The 20,886-nt window shown below is 57.2% G+C and carries 29 protein-coding genes and 1 pseudogene; all 30 read right to left on the bottom strand.

Annotated features, from left to right (window positions below):
- Positions 1-9 precede the first annotated feature (9 nt).
- The 30 genes and pseudogenes from GR212_RS15950 to GR212_RS15805 all read right to left on the bottom strand — a co-directional run bounded on the left by GR212_RS15950 (position 10) and on the right by GR212_RS15805 (position 20,814).
- Positions 10-705, bottom strand: a complete 696-nt coding sequence (locus GR212_RS15950) for a fumarylacetoacetate hydrolase family protein (RefSeq protein WP_163987554.1) — start codon at positions 703-705, stop codon at positions 10-12.
- Between the two features lie 485 nt (positions 706-1,190).
- Positions 1,191-1,469 carry a pyocin activator PrtN family protein gene (locus tag GR212_RS15945; protein WP_163987553.1) on the bottom strand — a complete coding sequence of 93 codons (279 nt, stop codon included), beginning with the start codon at positions 1,467-1,469 and terminating at the stop codon, positions 1,191-1,193.
- 60 nt (positions 1,470-1,529) lie between these two features.
- The gene (locus GR212_RS15940; RefSeq protein ID WP_163987552.1) at positions 1,530-1,730 is read right to left on the bottom strand and encodes a hypothetical protein; all 201 of its coding nucleotides are present in this window, start codon (positions 1,728-1,730) and stop codon (positions 1,530-1,532) included.
- Positions 1,727-2,182 carry a hypothetical protein gene (locus GR212_RS15935; protein ID WP_163987551.1) on the bottom strand — a complete coding sequence of 152 codons (456 nt, stop codon included), beginning with the start codon at positions 2,180-2,182 and terminating at the stop codon, positions 1,727-1,729. The genes GR212_RS15940 and GR212_RS15935 overlap by 4 nt, the downstream gene beginning before the upstream one ends.
- A pseudogene (locus GR212_RS37095) lies at positions 2,179-2,370 on the bottom strand (hypothetical protein); the annotation flags it as partial. The gene GR212_RS15935 and the pseudogene GR212_RS37095, both read right to left, overlap by 4 nt.
- Positions 2,371-2,705: 335 nt before the next feature.
- Entirely contained in the window at positions 2,706-2,927 is a 222-nt protein-coding gene (locus tag GR212_RS15925) for a hypothetical protein (RefSeq protein WP_163987549.1), read from the bottom strand.
- 117 nt (positions 2,928-3,044) lie between these two features.
- Entirely contained in the window at positions 3,045-3,422 is a 378-nt protein-coding gene (locus GR212_RS15920) for a hypothetical protein (protein WP_163987548.1), read from the bottom strand.
- Positions 3,419-4,582 carry a hypothetical protein gene (locus GR212_RS15915; RefSeq protein WP_163987547.1) on the bottom strand — a complete coding sequence of 388 codons (1,164 nt, stop codon included), beginning with the start codon at positions 4,580-4,582 and terminating at the stop codon, positions 3,419-3,421. The genes GR212_RS15920 and GR212_RS15915 overlap by 4 nt, the downstream gene beginning before the upstream one ends.
- Positions 4,579-5,019, bottom strand: coding sequence for a DUF968 domain-containing protein (locus GR212_RS15910; protein WP_163987546.1), 441 nt, complete (start codon positions 5,017-5,019; stop codon positions 4,579-4,581). The genes GR212_RS15915 and GR212_RS15910 overlap by 4 nt, the downstream gene beginning before the upstream one ends.
- A complete protein-coding gene (locus GR212_RS15905) occupies positions 5,016-5,612 on the bottom strand; it encodes a J domain-containing protein (protein WP_163987545.1) in 597 nt (198 codons plus the stop codon). Before GR212_RS15905 ends, GR212_RS15910 begins: the two co-directional genes overlap by 4 nt.
- The gene (locus GR212_RS15900; protein WP_163987544.1) at positions 5,609-6,457 is read right to left on the bottom strand and encodes a DUF5131 family protein; all 849 of its coding nucleotides are present in this window, start codon (positions 6,455-6,457) and stop codon (positions 5,609-5,611) included. Before GR212_RS15900 ends, GR212_RS15905 begins: the two co-directional genes overlap by 4 nt.
- A 99-nt stretch (positions 6,458-6,556) precedes the next feature.
- Positions 6,557-6,751: a hypothetical protein gene (locus GR212_RS15895; protein ID WP_163987543.1), complete on the bottom strand. Its 195-nt coding sequence runs from the start codon at positions 6,749-6,751 to the stop codon at positions 6,557-6,559.
- A gap of 54 nt (positions 6,752-6,805) precedes the next feature.
- Entirely contained in the window at positions 6,806-7,000 is a 195-nt protein-coding gene (locus GR212_RS15890; protein ID WP_163987542.1) for a hypothetical protein, read from the bottom strand.
- Between the two features lie 698 nt (positions 7,001-7,698).
- Positions 7,699-8,805, bottom strand: a complete 1,107-nt coding sequence (locus GR212_RS15885) for an ATP-dependent DNA helicase (RefSeq protein WP_163987541.1) — start codon at positions 8,803-8,805, stop codon at positions 7,699-7,701.
- A complete protein-coding gene (locus GR212_RS15880) occupies positions 8,805-9,146 on the bottom strand; it encodes a hypothetical protein (RefSeq protein WP_163987540.1) in 342 nt (113 codons plus the stop codon). The genes GR212_RS15885 and GR212_RS15880 overlap by 1 nt, the downstream gene beginning before the upstream one ends.
- Positions 9,143-9,814: a hypothetical protein gene (locus GR212_RS15875; protein ID WP_163987539.1), complete on the bottom strand. Its 672-nt coding sequence runs from the start codon at positions 9,812-9,814 to the stop codon at positions 9,143-9,145. The genes GR212_RS15880 and GR212_RS15875 overlap by 4 nt, the downstream gene beginning before the upstream one ends.
- Positions 9,811-10,203: a DUF4326 domain-containing protein gene (locus tag GR212_RS15870; RefSeq protein ID WP_163987538.1), complete on the bottom strand. Its 393-nt coding sequence runs from the start codon at positions 10,201-10,203 to the stop codon at positions 9,811-9,813. The genes GR212_RS15875 and GR212_RS15870 overlap by 4 nt, the downstream gene beginning before the upstream one ends.
- A 154-nt stretch (positions 10,204-10,357) precedes the next feature.
- Positions 10,358-10,780 carry a hypothetical protein gene (locus GR212_RS15865; RefSeq protein ID WP_163987537.1) on the bottom strand — a complete coding sequence of 141 codons (423 nt, stop codon included), beginning with the start codon at positions 10,778-10,780 and terminating at the stop codon, positions 10,358-10,360.
- Positions 10,777-11,379 carry a hypothetical protein gene (locus GR212_RS15860; RefSeq protein WP_163987536.1) on the bottom strand — a complete coding sequence of 201 codons (603 nt, stop codon included), beginning with the start codon at positions 11,377-11,379 and terminating at the stop codon, positions 10,777-10,779. Before GR212_RS15860 ends, GR212_RS15865 begins: the two co-directional genes overlap by 4 nt.
- Positions 11,376-11,963, bottom strand: coding sequence for a hypothetical protein (locus GR212_RS15855; protein ID WP_163987535.1), 588 nt, complete (start codon positions 11,961-11,963; stop codon positions 11,376-11,378). Before GR212_RS15855 ends, GR212_RS15860 begins: the two co-directional genes overlap by 4 nt.
- On the bottom strand, positions 11,960-12,601 hold the full coding sequence (locus GR212_RS15850) for a hypothetical protein (protein ID WP_163987534.1): 642 nt from the start codon (positions 12,599-12,601) through the stop codon (positions 11,960-11,962). The genes GR212_RS15855 and GR212_RS15850 overlap by 4 nt, the downstream gene beginning before the upstream one ends.
- On the bottom strand, positions 12,591-12,941 hold the full coding sequence (locus GR212_RS15845; protein WP_163987533.1) for a DUF7352 domain-containing protein: 351 nt from the start codon (positions 12,939-12,941) through the stop codon (positions 12,591-12,593). Before GR212_RS15845 ends, GR212_RS15850 begins: the two co-directional genes overlap by 11 nt.
- A gap of 12 nt (positions 12,942-12,953) precedes the next feature.
- Positions 12,954-14,069, bottom strand: a complete 1,116-nt coding sequence (gene dnaN, locus GR212_RS15840; RefSeq protein WP_163987749.1) for a DNA polymerase III subunit beta — start codon at positions 14,067-14,069, stop codon at positions 12,954-12,956.
- Between the two features lie 247 nt (positions 14,070-14,316).
- Positions 14,317-15,264 (bottom strand): 3'-5' exonuclease, encoded by a 948-nt coding sequence (locus tag GR212_RS15835; RefSeq protein ID WP_163987532.1) that lies wholly within the window; start codon positions 15,262-15,264, stop codon positions 14,317-14,319.
- An 11-nt stretch (positions 15,265-15,275) separates the two neighbouring features.
- Entirely contained in the window at positions 15,276-16,484 is a 1,209-nt protein-coding gene (locus GR212_RS15830; RefSeq protein WP_163987531.1) for a hypothetical protein, read from the bottom strand.
- Positions 16,485-16,487: 3 nt separating this feature from the next.
- Complete coding sequence (locus GR212_RS15825; RefSeq protein WP_163987530.1) at positions 16,488-17,576, bottom strand: PD-(D/E)XK nuclease-like domain-containing protein; 1,089 nt, start codon at positions 17,574-17,576, stop codon at positions 16,488-16,490.
- Positions 17,573-18,892: an AAA family ATPase gene (locus tag GR212_RS15820; RefSeq protein WP_163987529.1), complete on the bottom strand. Its 1,320-nt coding sequence runs from the start codon at positions 18,890-18,892 to the stop codon at positions 17,573-17,575. Before GR212_RS15820 ends, GR212_RS15825 begins: the two co-directional genes overlap by 4 nt.
- Before the next feature lie 36 nt (positions 18,893-18,928).
- Entirely contained in the window at positions 18,929-19,174 is a 246-nt protein-coding gene (locus tag GR212_RS15815; protein WP_163987528.1) for a hypothetical protein, read from the bottom strand.
- Positions 19,164-19,433 (bottom strand): hypothetical protein, encoded by a 270-nt coding sequence (locus GR212_RS15810; RefSeq protein WP_163987527.1) that lies wholly within the window; start codon positions 19,431-19,433, stop codon positions 19,164-19,166. Before GR212_RS15810 ends, GR212_RS15815 begins: the two co-directional genes overlap by 11 nt.
- Before the next feature lie 913 nt (positions 19,434-20,346).
- Positions 20,347-20,814, bottom strand: coding sequence for a helix-turn-helix domain-containing protein (locus GR212_RS15805; RefSeq protein WP_163987526.1), 468 nt, complete (start codon positions 20,812-20,814; stop codon positions 20,347-20,349).
- Positions 20,815-20,886: the final 72 nt, after the last annotated feature.

The raw sequence follows: 20,886 nt of genomic DNA, 5'->3' as shown, positions 1-20,886 counted from the left end.
CCTCCTCGATCAGACGACGTTCAGTACCAGGGTCGCGACGCCATCGACGGCGCAGCTGATGCGGTCGCCGCGCGTAACGGGACCGACGCCGGCGGGCGTGCCGGTCATGATGATGTCGCCCGGTGCGAGCGTGAAGAGCTTGGAGAGTTCGGCGATGATTTCCGGCACCTTCCAGATCATCTGCGAGAGATCGCCTCTTTGCGCCGCTTCGCCATTGCGCATCAGCCAGATACCGCCCTTGTCGGGGTGGCCTGCCTGGGTCGCCGGCACCAGCGCGGAAACCGGGGCGGAATGATCGAAAGCCTTGCCGATTTCCCAGGGGCGGCCAAGTTTCTTGGCTTCGCCCTGCAGGTCGCGGCGGGTGAAATCGATGCCGACGCCGTAGCCGTAGACGCAATCCAGCGCCTGCTCCACCGGTATGTTCACGCCGCCGCTGCGCAGCGCCACCACGAGCTCCACTTCATGATGCACGTCCGAGGACAACGACGGGTAGGGGAAATCGCTCGCGACAAGCAGATTATCCGGATTCTTCTGGAAGAAGAATGGCGGCTCGCGGCTGGGGTCATGCCCCATCTCGATGGCATGGTCGGCATAGTTGCGGCCGACGCAGTAGACGCGGCGCACCGGGAAAAGCTCGGTTTCACCCTCGATCGGCAGAAGAACCGGGGCGGGTGCTGGAATGACTGTGGTGAGCGGGGCGTTCATATAGGTTTTCGAAACTTTCATCTTTTTCGGACGGGCGCATCGCCCTCCGACTCCATTCGGGAAACTAGCATCATTGTTGCTGCCGCGAAAACTGGCCTTTTTGAGGGATTTGGTGTAGAGCGCGGATCAGAAAGGTTTCCCATGTATAGTGACGTGCTGAAAAATGGCCGCAAGATCTTTGCGGTAGCCCCGATGATCGACTGCATCGTTTAGAAGAAAAAGCCCAGTAAAATCAAGGTTGAATGCAGTCTCCACGTCGGTCTGTAGCACTTGCGTAGCATCGACCGCGGCTTGCATAGTTTCTCAATCTTACCCGACTAGCTTTCACAAAATGGGCATTGTCGTCAAGCAGCTGTCCGCAATGACACCGTGGTTAAAGTGCCCCGAGATTTCCGTTCAAACCGACAAGAAAAAGCCGGCGCAGGCCATGTGACCACGCCGGCTTGTGAGGGTAAGCAGTTAGCGACACAGCCGCGGCAAAGCGGCTATCTGTGAAGCTGTCGGAACTCCTTGAGGGCGGCTTCGCGACGGCGGTCGATGTACTCCGCGAGATCATGGAGGTAGACGCCCTTGTGAGATTTTTGCGATGACTCCACACGGATGACTGGAATCTCGATTTCGCCGGCGGACGCCTTGCGAACGAACTTGTCCGGAGTGAGATGGCTGAAGTAGTCGCGGCAGACGTCCTCCACCGGTATCACGGCCTGGCCCCCGTACTGGGCGAAAAGCAGAAACTGGGTCGACAGGGTCGTCGGTGTGCTCATCAAATCTTCCTTGATTGTTTTAGGGCGCAGCGGACGCGGCCGGCGCCGGCTCGAGCCGATTTATGAAGTGGGGGCAGTGTCGGCGATTTTGAGGCGGCGGATCAGGTCTTCAGCTGCGACCTGGCTTGCGACTTTCGCGATAGGCCGTTTGATGATCTCGTAGACCGTCCACATGCCATGATCGTTAGAGAAGAGATGGGTTTCATAGCTCTTCTCCTTTTCGTTCAACATTCGCGTGTTTTGGCGTGGCGTCTCGGTCATTTTGCCTCCGGCACGGCGGTAGGCTGCGTTGAAATGGGTGCGAGATCGACACACCGCTCTCCTAGCCTAGACAGAAGGGCGCGGGCTTCATCTACCGCAGGACGCATGATTTTCTTGCGCCATCCTCTCCAGTCATTGTGAGCGTGTGGATAATCCAGGTTGCTGACAACCGGCTCGCGCTCGACGGCGGTAACGATGTTGCCTAGCACCTTCCTCACCTCTTCCATCACCTCTGCATGGCGCTGGCGTTCTGAGGAATGGTCAATCACAAATCGCATTGCTTCTCCTGCCGTCTTGGCCTCAAGTTGGCGAAGAGCCTCATCGCCATATGTGGCAAAGTCTGCAGATCGACGCAATTCGTCGCCTGTGAGAATGCCGGTCGCGTGCCAGCCCAATATTTCCGCACAACGCTTTGTGAGGGAATTAAATTCGGAGCTTGATGTCTCGCTCATGCCTTATGCCTCCCTTCGCGGGAGTGGATGGCCTCAAGTGCGGTCTCCGGATAGATCTGCACCGATCCCGGCTCTCGCTCGCTTTCGACGCAATAGCCGACCGGCGTCAGTTCCGTGCTATAGAATCCGACAATTCGCCCCTGCCAGGATGAGCCCTTCGTTTTTCGCACCCGATCGCCGATGGCAAAGGCTCGCCCATCTCCGCCGTTTCCGGCTTCTATAGGGGCGTGGAGAGGGATTCTCGGAAGGTCATCCTCAGGCAGGCGAAATTCGTAATCGAGAGGACCGCCCGGAACGAAGCCAATAATGCGGCCATCACGTTGAACGCCGAAGCCTACCGGCTCCCTCGCGCAGACTACCCCGCCTATAGAGGAGAGATAGGCGGAGATCGCGGCTTCAGCGATCTGGCGGCATTCGCAGGTCGGATCGTCCTTCAAGCCCCCGGTGCGATGGCAGCAGGTACCGCCGATGTAACCGGTGATTTCGTGTGCGGCGGCAGTCAGAGCCTTATCGTGCGGGGTGGTCATAGCGCTCTCCCGAAGATCCATGTTCCTATGTTGTGGATGCCGATCAGCCAAGGAAAAACGGCTATTGAGAAGTAGCCGCAGAGAATGAGGCATCCGACGACGAACGGTGGAATATCTTCTTTCAAACGCCCGAGCATGCCGATCTGGTCACGACGGCGCTTCTCTTTGGCCTCATGTTCGGGCCACAACCCCAAAGGATCGAAAGGGTCAAACAGCATCAGACCACTCCACGTAAAAGCCGAGCATCGGCACAGGGAATACGTACAGGCGTCGCTTCGTCCGGTCGTAGAACGCGCCGATCCATAGATCGTACCAAGCGAAAATCGGTCGAATAGTCATCCTCTGCTCTCCTCTTGCTGGGAGAGGGCGGAAAGCGCTGCAATAATCAGCGCAATGGCGGGTGTAGCGCCGGTTGCGTCTGCGCCGGTCCAAGCGCCAAATCGCGCCCATGGTTTTGTGCTGGGCGTCTGATTCCATCCGATCATAACTTGAGCGCCAGCGAGGAGCCGTTCCGCCAATTTTGCGGCTGCATCAAGCGATCCCGTAAAGGCCGGTATCCCTTTGTCGAACTTGCTTCCGACCATGAATGGTGGCCAATCGCTTGATCGCATCCATTTCTCTGGAATGTCGAAAGCTTCAGCTATTCGCCAATCAAGTTCTCGGCTCGCCCCGTCGGCGCTTTCCAATTTGGCGATAAGGTCTTGAATGCTCATCCCCGCTCTCCCTTCGCTACATGCTGGAGGGCGGAACGGGCATTTCGCCGTGCATTGTCGAGATCAAGGAGAGCGTCGGCTTGTCCGCCATCGATCATTGCCGTGTAGATTTCGTGGGTTCTCGTCGTGGCAAGTTGCTCGTAGCAATTCTCCATTCGCTTCAAGGCTTCGCTGAGAATGCCGTTCTCCTCCCTCAGCGCGGCGATATCGGCTCGGTTCTGATCCATCCACAATTCGAATGCGACCTGATCAAGCTCTTGGTATTCGGGGAGGCCGATAAGGTCGGAGATACGGTCGACCAACGCCAATCGGTCATCGCGTTCTTTGATGATGTTTTCAGCTTCCATCAACCGCTCTTGCAGATTGGCGATATCGGAGGCGGGGGTGGGGGAGGAAGCGCGAGCAGCCTGAATTTCGGCATCCGTCTCCGGGCAATGCGACCAGTCGCTCGCGATCGACGAAAGTTTCTCGACGGCGCTCCCGATTACTTCGAGAGCGGCACTGAACTCCTGCTGGTATCGTTCGTCATCCCATTCGTAGGAGCCGCGCGATGAGCAGAGCCAAGACCGGCGTGCAATTTCGTCTTTGATGATATTGACCTGATCGCACACGGTAGAGCGGTCGCGTTCATTGGCCCATCTTGCGGATCGAAGCTGCTCTTGCAGTTCCTTGATTTCCTCCATCCCTCCTACCGGAGAGGAGAGAGCGGAGCGAATACGAGTTTCGTAATCAGCTTGGGCGGCGGCTTTGGCGAGTTCAGCCGATGGAAAAGGTTCCCGTCGTATCGGTTCGCCTTTCGCCATGGTCACCAACGCGCAATATCCTGGGCGTCTTTCGAGATAATACGTAACAGAGACCTCAACAGAAGCCATGTCGTCATCTCGGTTCCACTCCAGCGCCTTCACTGCCAGAGGCAGCGGCGCGGGTGCGGCGAAAAGCTGCGCACCTTCAGGAGGTACGCGTCCAAACCAGATGGGACGAAGCCCCAATCCATCACCGCTATCGTGCATTTGAGCAACGGGCTTGCCCGGCGGGAGCGCAAGGGCAGAGCTCAAATCGTCCCTAGCGGCCTGATATTCCGCCTCGGTACCATGGTCACAAGTTCGGTAGCTGTTGGCGCGCACGGCCGCTTCGAACCGCTGGATTTTATCGTTGGTCATGGATTTCCTTTCCAATCAGCCGGCGCCGCCATTCGCGCTTTCCTCAGACCTTGTTGGATCCGCTCGCTGCAGAGCAAAACGGCCTCGTCGTGGTCGTAGTCGGAGAAGATTCCCCAAAGGGTATTGGCCAACTGGTGGGGATCTATGCCCTTGGAGAGCCAGTAGTCTCGCTCTGAGCCGAGCTTACAGCTGTGCTGCAGATCGTGTTCTTCCGGACAAAGGGGTAGGGCGAAGCGGTCGGGCGCCTTGGTGCCTTTGCCTCTACCGTAGTGGCCGAACCAATCACTCGCGAACGAGACATGCGCTGCCTGGACGCCGTAGCGGCCGGTTACAACGCACGGCAGTTCGTGGATGAACTCGAGGTAGTCACCGCGCTTCGCCGGCCGGCGCTGAGGCCGCGGGGGGCTCTTGGGAAAAGCGATCCGGTGCGCGCTCATTGACGACCTCGACGAATTTCCTCAAGCCCTTCATCTCGGGCTCGGGTGAGTTCCTCGAAGGCTTCCTTCGAGCCGCCGGCCTGGTCCGGATGCGTGTATTTGGACTTCGCCCGGTAGCGATCCTTCAGGTAGGTTTCACTGATCGGCTCCGTCGGACCGAATCCGAACACTTCGCGCCAAGAGCGTTTGGCGACGGTCTCTGGTGAGGGAAGTGCCGTAAAGCCCGCGAAGGTTGCGCGCACAAGTGCAAGCGTGCCGTGCCGCAGTTCCACGCGCCTTGCCTCCAATATATGGTGGATCGCCTGCAGGTTGGCCTCGACCTTAGAGTAGCGGTCGACCGGTATACAGACAGACAGGCTATCCCAGACGAACCAAACCGCGACGCCGGGATCAGATGGCTTGTCTACCCCGAGCGTATAGTTGCTCGAGATCACCACGTTCTGGAGGGGCTTGCCGCTGTCGGAAGCGAAAAGGCGCAGACTTTCCTTGACGTTCTTGGTCGCGCCGGCGAGCGATGTTCGAAACTGGCCGTTTTCCCGCGGCTTCTGATAGCGCGGAATATGGTCTGGCCATTGGAGCGGGTAGGGAATCATAGTGCAGGAACCTCCGGAAATGCGTCGTGGATAACGCCGTCGATCGTTCGGCCGGAATGCTTCCTGCCAACCCGGCGCACGGTGGCGCCATCGTCAAAGGTGAAGTGTTTGCCGGAACCGGAGATCTCCGAAACTGAGACCCACTCGCCATTCTGCTTATGATGGTAGACGGCGCCGCGGCGGGCGGCCTGATCTCGTAGACTGCGGATCCATGCAGGATGGGTTGGCCGCGCCTTTTGGCTACCCTGGTCGGTCTCGCCGCCGGTGATCACCCAATCGGGCATAACGCCGTGCGGGACGATGATATCGCCAAGAAGTGGTTCGAAGGATCCGAATGTGAATAGGGGATGCAGTTCGATCTTGGCGACTTGGAGCGCTAGCAGGTTTTTGTCGGCGCGCGGCTGATCTTCGCAGGTTGTGCCGAGAGCAGCGTTCTTGGGCAGTCCACCGGCCGAGTCGGAGAGCTTGACGATCAACTGCGGGCGTTTTGTCAGCAGCAGCCAGACAAGGTTGGGCGTCGACCGGATCAGATCGAACAGATCCCGACGCCAATCGGCTGGGATTTCATTGTCGAACACATCGGCCAAGCTCGAGCAGAATACAAATGGACGCTTACCGCCTATTGCCGCCTGCCTGTTCCAGGCCAGTGGCTTGCGCCAGTTGCTGGCGCTTGTCCGGCTGCGAGTGCCGGCGCCGGCGCCCGGGCCGCCCCATTGGACGCGCCCCATGCGGGTTTCCATGAGGTGAGCGGCATAGCAATGGTCGCACGCCGGAGAAACCCGCGTACAGCCGATCCATGGGTTAAAGGTCATGTCTGCCCAAGAGATGAGAGTTTCTTCAGCCATCGACATGCACTCCTATGCCTTGGGCTTCTGCCGCGGTGGCGATGCCGCGCTCTGAACGCTCGGAATGAAACGAATTCGGGATATCAAGCATGCAGCAACTCAGTTCATAGCCAGCTTGTTCATTGAGCTAGCGATGAAGATTGCCTTCTCTTCGCTATCGCATTCGCAGAGAACCAGATCTGGACTATTTCCGCTCTCGACGAACTGCTTCTCCGTGAGGCTTTCCTCCACAACAATGAAGGTTTCGTCGCCCTCGCAGTTGCCGCATTGGCATTCAATTTCAAGGGTGATCACCTTGTATCTCGTTCTCATCATCCGACCCCCGCTGCGGCTTCGATCGCCGCGTTCTTACATTTCTTCCAGGCGTTGTGGTGCCGGCGCCAAATCACGGCCGCCGAATTTCGAGCGTTTCCCTTCGGCATCTTCCAGAATTCGGCGTACTCTGGCTTCTTCCGAAGAATCAACCTCACTCGCTTCTTGACTGTCCGCCATTCGGCTTTGATGTGCCGTGGAACAAGCGGCCAGTGTTTCCCGCATATCCATTCCTGGAAGCTTCCATCATTCTTGACGGTGCGACGGCAAAATGGAACGCAACACCCGATCCGGTCAGCCACAGTTCTTCGCTCTCGGAAGCCTATATTTCTCGAAGTCATTGCGCCGGATTTTCACCGAATGTCCCGAAGCATAACGTGCGAATATAAAGTCCGGATCGATGTGAGTTATGACGGCAGGATGCCATATATATCCGTCATGCGTTGCCATTCGAACTTCAAGGTCATTACCCTTTTCCAGGTTGCGAAGCTGAAGCTTCATTCAACATCCTCGTCGTTTGGGAATCCGCTCTGACGCCATCATTTTCAGGTACCGCTTCGTCAGCGCTGCTCGCGTTCCAGAGACAATCAATCGGACACCGATTGCCTTCACATCGGCGTAGAGCCAATGGGATTGATTTGGGGGAGGCCACGCCGACATCAACGAGGATCGCTCCCAATTTTGAACTTCCGTTCCGTTCCAGTTGCCGTTCTGAACTTCAAACGACCATGCTTTTGCCCGGTATCGAACGTGCCCGGTCAACGTTTCATTGTTCCCTTCGCGATCATGAATCTCGCGATGGAAATCAGTGATCCGCCAAGGCCATTCTCGGCCCGTCTCATGGCAACATATATCTTCCAGAATCCCGGCGGCGAAATCGTCCCCGTATCGCTCGCAAAACTCCAGAAACTCCTCACAGTGACGATCGCTCAAGCAACGATTGTCAGCCGTTCGGCCGCCCTTGTGATGCCAGTGTAAAGATGGCGCCCGCGCTCTGGGAACGCCGTGCTTTCATCGAAGAGGCACACGTTGTTCCATTGGCTGCCCTGGCTCTTGTGGACCGTTAGGGCATACCCGAAGTCGAACTGCTGTGTTCCGCGGAGCTCCTTCCAGGAAACTTCGTTGCCCTTGCCAACGAAAAGCTCTTGGCGGCATCGAACCTTGCGCGGCTCCGTGCCCTCGAAATCCAAAGACTTCACGATCATACTCACGCAATGATCATTGACGGCGCCGCGTCGACGGTTCTTCAGCTCGAGCACCTCCCAAAGGCCACCGTTGAGAATGCCGAGTGCGTGTTCGTTCTTTAGCGCGACAAGGCGGTCGCCTACTTCCGGCATGGGGGACGTGCGGCCGGCGAGCTGGCGAAGTCGTTCATTGTAGCGATGGCGGGTCTTGTTGACGCCTACGAGGACCTGGTCGGCTCCGGTGACGAGCGATGCGTCAATCTCCTTGGGTGAGATGATCCGCACCGCGCCGTAGTCGCCTCGTTCAAGACGACGACCCTCGCGAACATCGGTCGCGATCCGGACGATCGGGTTGTCGGCCGCTTGGCGATGGATCTCCTCGAGCATGACGTCGGGTTCATGATCAGTGAAATAGCCTCCGCCGTTCACTGGCGGCAGCTGGCCAGGATCTCCCAGTACCAGGATTGGTATCCCGTACGCCTGAAGGTCGCGGCCGAGCTCCTCGTAGACCATGGAGCACTCATCGATGATGATGAGTTTGATCTTCTCCATTTCGAAGCGTGGCCGGCGAGTGTATTTGGTGATGCCGGTCTCTTCGTCCTGCTCGAATTTGTAGATCAGGCTATGGATCGTGGTTGCGCCTGCGCAACCGTTCTTCCGCATCACCATCGCTGCTTTGCCGGTGAACGCAGCGTATTGGACCGAACCTTTGACTGTTTCGGCGAAATGGCGGGCAAGAGTCGTCTTACCTGTGCCGGCGTAGCCGAATACACGGAATACCGGCTTCCCGCCGTCCCGGAACCATGCTGCGACCTGGTCGATCGCTCTGGATTGTTGAGGTGAGAACTGCATCAGTGATCCTTTTTCCCACCGGGGAACAGCACCAATTTTCCTCGCGGTGCTGGCGGCGTCGGTTTGTACAGCAGCGGCGGTAGCGGTCCGCCAAACTTCCAAGCATCGATTTGCGCTTTGGTGCGGCGGCATGCCTGCGACGCGTGATAGCGGTAGACATTGCCGACTTCCTCAAAAGCCCGCCTTCCGTCGCCGCGAACGTACAAGTTCCAGTAGGCGTTTTTGCAAGCCCCAGCTTTGATGGGGTGGCCGTTCTCGTCGGTGAGTTGAGTTTGGCCCTCGACGGTTCCGACCCATTGCCAACGAAAACGGGTTATCAGCGACTTGATGATCTCAATCATGCCGCATTCACCTCCGGAAAAAAGCCCCGGCGAGCCAGGTCGAAATACATTTCCTTGAGCAGTAGAATGTCTTGCAGACTGTCACGGTGTTCGTTCGGCTGCCGGCCCAGGATTCCTTCAACGGCCTCGCCAAACCGCGGCCAGCGGTACTCTGTGGCGTCGGACACCTCGCTCTCTAGCTTGCAGATCTGCTGAGCGTACGGCTTCTGCAGATCGATAAACGTTGTCATCGGCCGGGTAAGCCAAAGGCGGTCGAAGGCGCTCGACGGCTTGCTGAGGGATACCGCGAAGCGAGCGAACAGGCTGGCAACAACCATCTTGTCCATGTCACCATAAGTGACGACTTTCATTTCGGACTCGAACGGCCCAACCTTCAACATATCAGAGAGTATCCCAAGTGCGCGGGACTCCGGAATTCCGACGCGACCACACAGTTTGTGATCGATGCCGTGCTTCTCGAGCGCTCCTCCCTTCACCATCCGGCCGTCAGGCTTGATGAACGCGGCGAAGTGGTTGATGACCTGGCCGCCGCCATTGCATTGCATCGCGGCGATATAGGGCGCCCACGGCTGCTGATTGCTGTCGATTGACTCGTTACGGAGATAGAGCCCGCTGGTCTGCAGATCCAGGAAGAGAATGTTCGGAATTGCTATTGGTGCTGCCGTCACTGCTTCACCTCCTCACAGGAAGGGTTGGCAAGCTTCAGCAGAACGTCTGCGTGGCAGGCTTCGGTCGCGCTGCACCAGCAGGCAAGGTTCCTGCCGGCGAGCTTTGCCTGCACATGGCGATGGATCGCCTGATCTCCAGCGAGCACGGCGGCGAAGCGACGGACCGCAGCTTCGTTGTCGGGCGCCACATAGTCTGGAAAGCCCAGTGGCCACCAGCCCCAGCGCTTCGCCTGCTTCTTGTCCACCGGGCCACCGACTACGAAAGGGTTTCCCCATTCGGACGGGCGAGCCACGTTAACGGCGGCGAGCCCATTCGTCGCCCGCGCCAGCGCCTGAAGGTCAAAGCCGGCAAGCCGGGAAAGCCGCAAACGGACAGGAGCGGGGGTCATGGCCGACCACCAAACGCTTGTTGAAAGCCGACAATGATCCGAGCGGCGGTCGCGCCAATAGCCTCGGGATGGAAGACGAGCGCGTAGACGAAGCATCCCATCAAAAAGATGATGCAGATCTGCACGAGGAAAATGAGGATGAACGGTATTCTGATCATGCGGCCTCCAGTTTCTTGCGCCAGTCAAAGAAGCCGAGCGCGCCTTTGACGGCGATGAAATCAACGGGTTTGGCATTCGCGATAACCAAGCCGTAGACGCCGACGAAGTAGTCGTCGTCGTGAAACGTCACGATGTCGACGATCTCACCAGTGCCGACTATGCCGCCGGTTTGATATCTCGCTGGTACCGGAAACACTTGCCGCTCATTCGTGACGGGGTGATATCCGCGTGCCAACGAGATTGCACAGCTCTCTTCAACCTGCATGCCGCAATGGATTGCGAACTCGCCTCGGAATTTGAGACCGGGGTTCCACGGCTTCCAGTCGCGGTTCTCGATAGGTTTGTAACCTTCAACAATGAGCCACGCCCAAGGTTGACGAATGGAAAGTGCCAATTTCGGAAGGTGAGGGTAGATCAAGCCGGCACCTCGTCCTTCTTGACGGCGTGCGCGTACATCCCGTCCTCGACCCGCGCGAGGCCTTCAACCCGCAGCGGGAAGTCGCCGCCAGTTAACTTTTTGGTGGAAACCCACGCCTTACCGGGACGCAGCGCTACGTATGGCTGGCGCCATGTTGAGCCAGCATTGACGTTGTCTGCTTCGAAGATCTGGCTGCGGCCTGGGGTCAGCCACGGACCAATCCTGCTGCCACGAGTTTCAATGAGGTGCTTCGGGCCCGTCATTCGGGCCGTGGTGCTGCACATTGAGCCGGCGCACTCGAAGCCGTCGTGCTCAATCAGCGTCCATTCTTCGGTGACCACTCGGAGAACCAAAGCAAATACGCGATGGTGCTCGATCACACCTTCCGCATTGCGCCCATATATAGGGCAAAGGATCATAACCTCGATCGGAACGTCGACGGCCGGCTGTGGCTTCTCCTTTTCAAAGAAGCACATCTGGCGACCGATGAACGCGATAACGTTCCCGGGCCTTTTCTTCGAGGCGACCGGTGTGACGATCAGTGGCTCGTAGGCCGGCATGGGCAACGGCGCCGGGCGCTTAAAGTGTCCCTCGGTCATGCTCTGGAATCCTCTACTGCAGCGAGGTACTGCCTCAGACGTGACTGTAAGGCGTCCTCGGAAAAGCGGTCGTAGAGACCGTCGATCGACGGGGGCGACTTAGTGTGCATAAAAGTCCGCGTTGGTACATCCGCAGGTACCTTGTCCGCCCACTGGTCGAGAACGATGATTGTCTGGTCAGCGTGGACACGGATAGTGTGGAGTTGATCGGTATTCATGCGATAAGACTCTCCTCGACGGAGAACGAAGCCTTGCTCTTCCAGGAGGTGCGTTTCTCGCTTCCACTCAAAGCCGTTGCCGCCAAGTAGAGGCGTTCGCCATTCGAACTCCTCATAGAGATCGCCGGCCGGGTCTTCGGAATAGTAAGAATTCGAAATGGCGCCGGCGATCACCGTGGTCGCAAAGTCGTAACGATGATCATGGGGGTTTACGATCTCGGGCAACTTCGAGATGTCGCCGTTGAAAAAATAGACCTTGCGTGTCCACGCTGGCGAGCGGAACAGACAAAGGTAGTCGAACCCTTTGACATGAAAGTTCTGGTATGAGTTTTCTCGCATGATTTCGATGGGATCGTGCTCAATCATAAGGCGCCTCCGATCGGATGGTTGCGTCCCTCCGACCGCTCGACATAGTCCGCGGGCAGGGAGAGAGCATGGTTGATGGAATTTCCGACCAGATTGTATTTGTGGCGGGACACAGACACCTTGACGAAGGTGCGCATGCCAGGCTGCTTCACATTGGCGACGCGGTGGATTACCCCTTGGTCCAGCAAGAGAAGGTGCTTGTCTGGATAAATGCGATGATGGTCGACGTCGGGCTCCGCCGCCGCTTCCATCTCAGCTAATGACGCATGATGATCTTGCGTGAAACCGATCCGTTCATCTGGTTCCCAGAAAAGCGTCCCATTGCAGTCTGACCAGATGAAGTTCAGGTCGTCGGTCATGAAGCCGTCGGAATGCCAGCCAGGCCGGTTGCCGGGGTTGTCTGCCGTGACATAGAGGGTCTTGGCGGTCAGGTAGATGTAACTGTCATTCCAGCGAGGCTGCTGGATGGTCTGATATACCTTCGAGAGGAAGGGCGCGAACTGGCGTAGGTTCTCGGGCAGGGATACAGGAAAACAACCCGGCAGCTTTACTGGGCAGTACAGCCAGAACATCATCTCGGGGAAGGAAAGGTCCAGCAGCCCAAGATCCAGCGGGGCAACGCCGTATCTATTCTCCATGGGTGACCTCCTCGAAAATGTAGAGGTCGAGGTCCATCTGGACGAAAATCGTGCAGAGGCCGATGTACCGAAGCTGCAGGTGGTCAGGGATTTTGCCGCCGCACTTGAACGACCAGAACCGGCGTTCCTCGTCGGGCACATCGGTTCTGACGACGGCCCAGAGCCAGAACAGGCCATGGATCGACGCGACCCGGATGACCTCGGCGCCCTTCGGCAGTTTGAGGGTGAACTGTTCCTTGACCGGCATCTGGTACTTGAAGATGGTCCGTCCGGTGACATCGGACATCTTCTTGCCGCGGAGGGCTTCGTCCCACTGGTCCGCCTGAATCGCGGAATTCACGATCTTCTCCATTTAGACCCTCATCGGCATGAGGACGTAAAGGACATCGGGGCCGTCTTCGTCCTGAATGAGGGTCGGGCTGCCGGGATCCGACAGGCTGATGCGCGCCCGTTTGGATTGAATATTGACGAGGATATCGTTGACGTACTTCGCATTGAAGCCGATCTCGATGCTCGGCTGATCCGTCGGGAAATCGATTTCGACGTCATCGTCGGCGCTGCCGGAATCTGGGTTGTTGACCTCCAGGTGCAGGTTGTTTTCATCAAAGGTCATCTTGACCGCCCGGCCGCGTTCGCTGGAGATCGTTGACACGCGGTCGGTCGCCGCCCTGATCTTGTCCGAGTCAGCAATGGCGATCAGGTTGTTCTTGGTCGGTATGACACGGGTGTAGTCAGGGAATGTGCCATCAATGAGCTTCGACAGCAGCACGACGTCCCCGCTCTGGAGCCGGATCTTGTTTTCTGAAACGTCGATCGAAGCAACGCCGGCGTCGAGCAGCTTTTCGAAAGCTCCCACCGTCTTCCTTGGAATGATAATGCCAGGCATTCCCGAGGCACCCGACGGCGCGGCGATCTGTGCTCGAGCAAGACGATGGCCGTCGGTCGCAACCGCGCGAAGGACATCTCGGCCCATGTCCTCAACCGTGTGCATGAAGATGCCGTTCAGATAATAGCGGGTCTCCTCGGTCGAGATCGCAAACTGTGTCCTGGAGATCAGCATCTTCAGATCGGCGGCCGCGATCTGGAAGGAATGCGTGAACTTGCCGGCACTCATATCCGGGAAGTCGGAGGTGGGTAGGCATTGCAGTTTGAATTTTGAGCGGCCGGCGCCCACCGAGAGCGTCGACTTGTCCGAGCTCAGTTCGAAGGAAACAACATCGCTCGACATCTTACGGACGATATCGCTCAGCAGTTGCGCCGGCGCCGTGATCTCGCCGCCTACAGCAACTTCGGCCGGGACGGTGAGGCTCACCTCTATATCGAGGTTGGTCGCGCGCATCGAAAGGCTGCTTCCGTTTGCGCTCAACGCAACGTTGGCGAGAATTGGGATCGTGTTCCGCTTCTCAACAACACCGGTTGCGTGGGAGATCGCCTTGGAGATGACCGACTTTTCGATAGTGAATTTCATTTGAAGGTCATCTCCTGGAGCTTTTTGATCTGCTGGTTGAGTGAGGCAATCTTCTTCGTGCGCATTTCTTCTGCGCGAGCGATCGCAGCTTCTCTGGTGCGATGCCATTGGTTGCGGTGGAAGTAGGAAGACGCCCCTTTGGCGTCCCGCACCATATCGGCACTGACATTGAAACAGTCTTCGACTTCAATGGCGGCAATGCCATCAGAGAGAGCGTACTTGGTGATGTATGCAGTGAACGTTGACCTCAAAGCGGTAGCTCCAGCGTACTGCCGGGTTGTCCCGGCCGCGGATGCTCTCGCTGGTCTGAACGGCTGGCTTCGAAGTCTCTAGCCGGCTTTCCTTCTTGGTGGACACCGAACCCAGCTGTCTCCGACATGCCATTTGCTCGATACTGGCGATTCAGCTCGGCGAGTTCGCTCTCCTCGCGCTGATCCATCTCGCGCTTCTCGAGGTGATACCGGGCGGTGAACATTGTGTTCCAGTCAAAGTCTTTGCCGGTGATCCATCTCAGAAAACCACTATCAACCTCTTCCCACGGCGTTCCTCTTCCGCCGTTTCTCCATTGGCCTATCTTGCAGCGCGCAAGAAGAGCTGGCTTATTGGTCAGTTCGATCAGTCGTTCGACTGAATTCCCCGCGTTTAATGCTTCTCGAAGGGTGAAGGCGGTTATGTACGAATCCGGGAGCGCACGATGGATCGGGTGGGCACGATCACGAAGGAGACCCTCGGGGCGGAGATAGTACCTGAGCGCGTTGTTCGAATGAGAAGGCGCGTCAGGCCACAGGTGAAGGGCGACTTGGTATGTATCGATCCATGGGAGTTCTCCCGCCGCCGAGCCGATAAGAGGCTTTTCGCATTCGATATTGTGTGCGGCGAGAGCCACGATTCTTTTCATGGGGCTTGCGGCGAAGGTGACATACGGCGCAACCTCTGCCCATGACGGGGAGTTACTCACATCCTCGTCGATGATATTGTGGATCGCAGCCGTCTCCGGCGGAATTGATGCGTACGGCTTCACAAATGTTCGTAACTGATCGGTTGGAAATTCTCCAACCAGCCAGCCAAATGGACTTCCGAGCATATCGTGCTGCTCGGTCAACACATCGGTATGTCCATACTCGACAATGCCAGGCTCACCCTCAATCGGGGCCGGACCGGTTTCGAGGTCGATTACTCTGATGATCGATTTCATAGTTTTCCCCTTCAGAGCCCGTTGAATGAGCCGTCGATGATCTTCGAGACTTCTTGTTTCAGCGCATCCGCGGTGATCTCGCCGTTCATCCGCTTCAAATGCGCCGCGATGATCGCCTTCGAGAGAGCGACGTCCGCTCGGTGGGATGGTTTGCCGTTGGCCCAGAACTGATCGCTCGCCGAAGACAGCTTTTGCATGTCAGCATCGCGACCGTTGCCCGTTCCACCGAAGCGCAGGAGCGCCATCGAGAACTCGGTGAAGGTGCCGGCGGAAGCGCGGGGCGACGCACCTCCGCCGGCTGCATCGTCGCCACCATTGGAGGAGGGGTGTGACGACGAATTGCTTGCGCTCCGGCTGCTGTTCGGATCAGAGGCAGTAGACCCAGACTTGGCGGAGGTCTCGGACCGACTAACCGATTTTGCGGATGCGGGCTGGGTGCCGCCTTTCTGATCGACGATCTCGCCGGTCTGGCGGTCGAAGCGTTCCATCGCAACGGCGCCGGCGTCTTCGAGTAAAGGATTGGATGGGGTAATGTCGCGAGCCCGATTGGACCGCGAAGTCGATTCCACGTCGTCAAACTCGTCCGGCGAATAGACACCCAGCATCAAACCCGGAGCCCATTGCCGGCACCATTCACGCGAGCCGCGCTCACGGAACATCTTGTCTTCGTCGAGCCTCCAGTTGTCGTTAACTCCGCCGCCTTTCGACTTGGAGTGCCACTTCTCCAACGTACCGACCGTAATTCGATTCCCAGGCAACTCGCATAGGTCTTCGATCTCAGCCTTAGAGAGAGGTACGCCGTCCGAGGAAACGAACGGTTTGTCGGAAACGAACACAGTTCGCTGCATGTTGCCTGCGTCGCCGAAGAACGCGTAGTGAAGATCGAATCCGAGCTTCTTCTTGATCACGGCACGGATCAGTTTCCCTTCGTAGCAGATCTTGCCATAGACAAAGGCGGTCGCCTGAGCGACGGCGAACGGATCCATCCCCCAATGGCTCGATTGGTTACAGATCATGAAACAGTTGCCGCGTGTCTCCTCGAACCTTTCAGTCGGGTCGCCGGCCTTACTCTTCAGGTGATCCGGAATGGTTGTTGCTCGCGCCATAATGTCGGCAACACGCATCACCTGCTCGAAACGCTCGGTGTCGAAGACTGTGGCAGGAAGGAACGTATCATCGTCATTGCCGACGGCTGCATAGCCAGCGATCTCGTTGGTCATGAATTATCGTCCGAAATATGAGGGAAGGTCTGTGTCATCGGCCGTCATAGCCGGCCGCATCGGGGGCCATTCCTGGTCATCGCCATATGCATCGCGAAGCTGAATGTACGAATCTATGGCGGCTTCAACCTGCTCAGCGGCGCGGGCCTTGGCGAACTTGGCGACCCAGTCGATCACCAGCGGCTGCGGAGCTCCGGTGCTTTTGACCATGATCCAGATCCACTTGGGCTCATCGCGAGCGAAGCACTCGGCTAGGAAGCCACCGTATGGTTCGTCACCAAACACCAAGCCTTGTTGGTGGAGTTCCTTGGCATACTTCCAAGCGCGCAAATAATCGGCTGACTGGATGTCGTAACGCATGTTGTTGATGGCCTTCAGCGCCGAGCCGTTTGGCCCGTCGATTGGTCCGGGCGTGCGAGGAGCGAAGCTTTTGACGTCAACGATCGCATGCCGGAGCAGCCGGTCGAAGCGAGCTTTTAGGCGAACGCCGCGATCCACATAGAAAACCGAAACTTCGGGTGCGCCGGCGATAAAGGTTCCATCCTCCATTACGGCGGACAGAAGCGGGTCACGCTGGACCCATCGGGCTGCAACGTCGACCTGCGCCCATCGCTTGGGCTTCAAGGCGGTTTTGCCCTCGTTCTCCTTTTCCCATCGTGCCTTCAGCACATCCAGGATGTCGAGATCTGGGTCGACATCAAGCGCTGCCTTGATCAAATCATCCTTGCGCTTTCCGGAAATACCTCTTTGCCCGTGCTGGTCCAACCACTGTTTCAAATCGTCGGTGGTGACGAGCGCGTTCGGATGTTTGGACTTGTCGAACTCGGTGCAGAAGCGGCTAAGAAAAGCTTCACGTCCTTCGAGCATGCGGGCGTGAAGGGCGCTGCCGAAGACGAGAGCATCCGTGTCCTTGTCTTCGCCATAGAGGCGATCGAACTGGAACTCGAAGATATCGACCGCCATTGTCTTGATCGACGTGGAACCAAACGACGTGTCTGCGTGGTACTGGTCTTCCGGCAGGTTCAAATAGATGCCCGGCTCGAACTCGTAAACTCCGGCTTCATTCGCTTCGAAGGCGAGGGTGTCGCTCACTCTGCGGCCTCCAGGATACCATTGTTCTTGATATTGCCGTTTTCGATGACGACGGCGGTCGGTCGCTCGGAGTCGACGGTTTCGATGAAGATCTGGAGACCGTTTTCGTCGGCAAATTGCTCGAGAAGAGCCCAAGACTTTTTGTCCAGAAGGCTGCCATCCTTGATCAGGGCGACCTTCAGTTTCGGGCTCATCGCTGTGGCAATCGCGACTGACACGCGGATCTTCTCCGCCTGCGACGCTTGGGAAAGTGGTTGGCCGTTGAAAAGAATGATGTCGTCGCCGAACGAAAGGCCGTCGACCGGAAGGTTTGCCTTTTTTACCGCCTCGAGTTTGCGGGCATCGCTTTCCTCTACTTCCTTGGTGAGGGTTGCCGCCTGCTCCTCTAGGGCGTTCACTCTGGAAATCAGTGCATCCAGTTGCTTCTTCTGGCGGACATTCGAGTTGATCGCGTCCGCGGATGCAATTCTCTCGCGCACGGCGCCTGGGTCTTTAGGCTCGGGCAACGGCCCAGCATCCTCGAGACGCTTGCGGTTACTAGCCGCCATCTCGCGCTTCAAAATCGCCTGATCCTCGGCTTCTTGCGCCTGGCGGCGTAGGGTTGCCGCCTGCTCGTCCAACTGCGCCGCTTCGATGACGAAGCGATCAGCTTCATCCGAGACTCGTTGACGGTTTGCAGCACGCTGTTGGATGTCGGCGTTAAACTCGCCGACTTCCTGCAGCTCTGCGGTGAGTGCAGATATATCGATCTCGGCTTCCGGAGTTGCCGCAGGAACCGATATTCCAGCGACTTGCGACTTCAGGTCCCGCACCTGGCGATTGACGTCGGTCCGCTTCTCATATGCGGTTTTCCGGTTCTCGGCCTCCTTGTCGAAATCGAAATCCTTCACGAAGGTCTTCAGGATCTCGACTTGTTGCGCGTCATCGGCGCGGGTGAAGGCAAGAGGGTCGAAGGTAAATGCAGAAAGCCAGCTCTTCAGAAGAGTTTCCGGCTTCTGAGCGCGCATTCCGTCGGCGGTCTCAACCGTGACGGAGTCCCCGACTTCGCCGTTTTCTTTTCGCCAAAACCGGCGGACGACACGCACGGTGGAAGCGCCAACACCATCGAGATGGATCTCGATAAACGCTTCCTCTGCGCCATCACGAATGGGTTTCCAGACGATTTCCTTCTTGCCGCCCATTGTGGCGATCGCGTTCAACGTGCTGGATTTACCCATACCGTTGGCGCCAGTGATCTCGTTCACGCCATTCTTGGGGTCGAACTCGACGTTCTCGACCTTCATGTAGTTGTTAACTTTTAGGTAGGAGATGGGCATCTCGGTTCCGTCGGTTTGAGGGCACTGGCCGGTGGCCTAATGGTTGTCGGTTGCGGCGGCGCTCTCCAACGGCTGGATAATGGCGTCGGGGAGCGCGCTGCGGACGAGGTCGGCGATGCGGCTCTGCGTGTCATCGTCCGCTTGGAGAAATTCCACATGCGGGTTTTGCCTGAACCGGATCCGACGCTCTGACTGGCCGCGTTCGGGAAAAACGTCGATGGGATCCACGAACATCAGGGCCGAGATCACGTTCCGGATCGATCGGGCAAAATCATCCGGCATGAGGCGATCCATCCTCAGAGAGTTTTCTCATCCGGTGCGCCAAGCCCCGGAAATAGTCTACTCGCCGGCGATGTTGTTCGACTTCACGCTCGAGCTGCTGCCTTGCTGCTCGGGCCTTCCAGTCGGCATCGCGCTTTCTGTTGCGGTTTGCCTCGTTGAGCTTCTGGTTGATTGCGCTCTCATGGAATTTCGCAATCGATGCCATCTGATGCCACGAGCTTCCTTGCGCGAAAGCCTCGTCGATAGAGATCGCGTTCATGGCAATAAGCCATCCTTCTAATTTTGAATGGGGTAGGGCCTAATTGTCGGCAGCGGCCCCGGAGCCGTTCATGTGAGTTCTGCCCTGGATCGTGCGATCCGCGCGCGCCGCGCTGCCTGCTTACTGAAGACACACCTCCTCAGGCCTCCTGGAAGTCCAGGTTCATCCAAAAGGATCGGCGGGGTGGCCACCGGCTCGAAAGACATTTCCCATTGGAATATTCCTGGGAATGTTTGTCCAATAGGTACAGTATATATTCGTGTAAGAATGTCTTGTCAACATGCTTATAAGAATTTTTCCGTTTGACGAAATTTTCGGACGCTGTATGTTCCACATCGTCAACGGCTTGAACGAGCTGCTGACAAAAAATAACCCCGGCGGCGTTGGAAGCGCCCCGGGGTCGGACTGGAATGAATGCTTTGCGGCTGATCCAGTAAGAGAATACATATCAATGTTCTCTTTTTGTTTCAACCCAAATTATCGTTCCGAACTCCATGGGAAATCTCGACCGAGAGGTGAGATCCCGCAGCCTCGGCGCGTCCGAGCTACTGTCGGGTGTTGGGGGCCACGATGTTCGGCCCATGGAGTTGCGCTAGGACACGGGTGGTTCAGGTGCCTCTGCCGTTTATCAGAGGAAAGGGACGAGCGTAGCGCAATGGGGATCCGAAACCCTGCTCGTGAGATCAGCCTTCCAGGGGCTAAAGAAACGGATCATGAACCGGGCTGGTAAGTGCCGTCATATGGCATGCCGGGGATGCACGGACACCTCAGAATACTCAGTCGAGTGCTGAAACGTGCAGTTCCTATCGGTCGGTCTCTTCCGGCCTATAGGGATTGTTCTGCCCGTATTCCTAGAAGCCTAGTCGTTGCTGTAATAGCCAACCACTTCTTTCTATTGAGAAAATAGATCCTGTTAGTGACTCTGTGCCCGCGAGAGAAATTCGATGGCTTGTTCAGGCGTCGGGGGGCGACTGTCGTTGGTTGAGCCAAATTTATAGAGCTCAATGATCGCTTTTGCTTTGTGTTGGGGTGACACTCTCGATGACAGCTCGAGCTTGGCGGCGCTCTCTTCGATCGAAACCACGACGCGAAAGAGCAGGTCGAAATCAAAACTGTGTTTCGGTCCGCATAGCAATTCGGTGGGGGTGCAGCCGTATACTTCGGAAGCACGCTCAAGCAGACGTTGCGTGTAGGGAGATTTCGCGTTTTCTATCTGAGACAGAAGCGGCCTCGAAACATTTAATTCGACTGCCGCCTTCTCCTGGGAGATTCCGCGCAACCTACGCCATTCCCGCAAATAGGTCTTTTGCAACTGATGCTTGGGTTTTGCGATTGGTGCCACTTTTTTCTCCATTGCAACCATTAGAGAGACATAGGGCATGCAAGTTCAAGGAAAAGTTTTATTGACACTCGCTTGTGTAAAATGACATTAACATACTGTTAGTTTTTTAGT

The organism is Martinezella lusitana (assembly GCF_010668395.1).
Lineage (GTDB): Bacteria > Pseudomonadota > Alphaproteobacteria > Rhizobiales > Rhizobiaceae > Rhizobium > Rhizobium lusitanum_A.
This window is presented reverse-complemented; position numbering and strand designations above follow the sequence as displayed.

Excerpts from the sequence above, each read along its gene's own strand:
- GR212_RS15830 (WP_163987531.1), bottom strand. The coding sequence starts at position 16,484 with ATGACCAACGAGATCGCTGGCTATGCAGCCGTCGGCAATGACGATGAT.
- GR212_RS15890 (WP_163987542.1), bottom strand. The coding sequence starts at position 7,000 with ATGGATATGCGGGAAACACTGGCCGCTTGTTCCACGGCACATCAAAGC.
- GR212_RS15950 (WP_163987554.1), bottom strand. The coding sequence starts at position 705 with ATGAACGCCCCGCTCACCACAGTCATTCCAGCACCCGCCCCGGTTCTT.
- GR212_RS15835 (WP_163987532.1), bottom strand. The coding sequence starts at position 15,264 with ATGAAATCGATCATCAGAGTAATCGACCTCGAAACCGGTCCGGCCCCG.
- GR212_RS15945 (WP_163987553.1), bottom strand. The coding sequence starts at position 1,469 with ATGAGCACACCGACGACCCTGTCGACCCAGTTTCTGCTTTTCGCCCAG.
- GR212_RS15920 (WP_163987548.1), bottom strand. The coding sequence starts at position 3,422 with ATGAGCATTCAAGACCTTATCGCCAAATTGGAAAGCGCCGACGGGGCG.
- dnaN (WP_163987749.1), bottom strand. The coding sequence starts at position 14,069 with ATGAAATTCACTATCGAAAAGTCGGTCATCTCCAAGGCGATCTCCCAC.
- GR212_RS15900 (WP_163987544.1), bottom strand. The coding sequence starts at position 6,457 with ATGGCTGAAGAAACTCTCATCTCTTGGGCAGACATGACCTTTAACCCA.
- GR212_RS15940 (WP_163987552.1), bottom strand. The coding sequence starts at position 1,730 with ATGACCGAGACGCCACGCCAAAACACGCGAATGTTGAACGAAAAGGAG.
- GR212_RS15850 (WP_163987534.1), bottom strand. The coding sequence starts at position 12,601 with ATGGAGAATAGATACGGCGTTGCCCCGCTGGATCTTGGGCTGCTGGAC.
- GR212_RS15935 (WP_163987551.1), bottom strand. The coding sequence starts at position 2,182 with ATGAGCGAGACATCAAGCTCCGAATTTAATTCCCTCACAAAGCGTTGT.
- GR212_RS15915 (WP_163987547.1), bottom strand. The coding sequence starts at position 4,582 with ATGACCAACGATAAAATCCAGCGGTTCGAAGCGGCCGTGCGCGCCAAC.
- GR212_RS15860 (WP_163987536.1), bottom strand. The coding sequence starts at position 11,379 with ATGACCGAGGGACACTTTAAGCGCCCGGCGCCGTTGCCCATGCCGGCC.
- GR212_RS15905 (WP_163987545.1), bottom strand. The coding sequence starts at position 5,612 with ATGATTCCCTACCCGCTCCAATGGCCAGACCATATTCCGCGCTATCAG.
- GR212_RS15805 (WP_163987526.1), bottom strand. The coding sequence starts at position 20,814 with ATGCCCTATGTCTCTCTAATGGTTGCAATGGAGAAAAAAGTGGCACCA.
- GR212_RS15855 (WP_163987535.1), bottom strand. The coding sequence starts at position 11,963 with ATGATTGAGCACGATCCCATCGAAATCATGCGAGAAAACTCATACCAG.
- GR212_RS15880 (WP_163987540.1), bottom strand. The coding sequence starts at position 9,146 with ATGATTGAGATCATCAAGTCGCTGATAACCCGTTTTCGTTGGCAATGG.
- GR212_RS15925 (WP_163987549.1), bottom strand. The coding sequence starts at position 2,927 with ATGCTGTTTGACCCTTTCGATCCTTTGGGGTTGTGGCCCGAACATGAG.
- GR212_RS15820 (WP_163987529.1), bottom strand. The coding sequence starts at position 18,892 with ATGCCCATCTCCTACCTAAAAGTTAACAACTACATGAAGGTCGAGAAC.
- GR212_RS15810 (WP_163987527.1), bottom strand. The coding sequence starts at position 19,433 with ATGAACGCGATCTCTATCGACGAGGCTTTCGCGCAAGGAAGCTCGTGG.
- GR212_RS15885 (WP_163987541.1), bottom strand. The coding sequence starts at position 8,805 with ATGCAGTTCTCACCTCAACAATCCAGAGCGATCGACCAGGTCGCAGCA.
- GR212_RS15910 (WP_163987546.1), bottom strand. The coding sequence starts at position 5,019 with ATGAGCGCGCACCGGATCGCTTTTCCCAAGAGCCCCCCGCGGCCTCAG.
- GR212_RS15815 (WP_163987528.1), bottom strand. The coding sequence starts at position 19,174 with ATGCCGGATGATTTTGCCCGATCGATCCGGAACGTGATCTCGGCCCTG.
- GR212_RS15870 (WP_163987538.1), bottom strand. The coding sequence starts at position 10,203 with ATGACCCCCGCTCCTGTCCGTTTGCGGCTTTCCCGGCTTGCCGGCTTT.